Genomic DNA, 400 nt, shown 5'->3' with positions numbered 1-400 from the left:
GCTTGGAGCCATCTGGGGAACGGTTCCCATTCGCGCCTTGCAGCATCTGGATTTGAAAAACGGAGCGTACGGCGTGATTGGGGCTTCGGACTTCACGATGTATCCCCTGCTGCGGCCCGGATCGATCGTGCAGATCGACGAGAACCAGAAAAAACCGGCACAGGCAAAATGGAGGGACGAGCACGACCGGCCCATCTATTTCATCGAGCTTCGTGAGGAATTCATATGCAGCTGGTGCGAAATTCGCGAAGGGATGTTGCTGGCGCTTCCCTATCCCAATCCCAAACGGGAAATACGCCGCTTCATCTATCCTCGGGAAGCGGAAATCATCGGACGTGTGACGAGTGTGGCGATGCATCTGGTGGGTCCGCAGCCATAGGCGGCGTGCCTTACTTCGAAC

The 400-nt window shown here is 56.5% G+C and carries 1 protein-coding gene; it reads left to right on the top strand.

Translation table 11 applies throughout. The annotated features are described in order from the left end of the window. The coding region (locus M1M07_RS32545) for a hypothetical protein (RefSeq protein ID WP_248676810.1) at nt 1-379 on the top strand (379 nt) is incomplete at its 5' end. Nucleotides 380-400: the final 21 nt, after the last annotated feature.

It is taken from the genome of Rhodococcus sp. HM1 (assembly GCF_023218075.1).
In the GTDB taxonomy this organism is placed as follows: domain Bacteria; phylum Actinomycetota; class Actinomycetes; order Mycobacteriales; family Mycobacteriaceae; genus Rhodococcus.
Note: the sequence above shows the minus strand (reverse complement) of the source record. Positions and strands in the feature narration are given on the sequence as shown.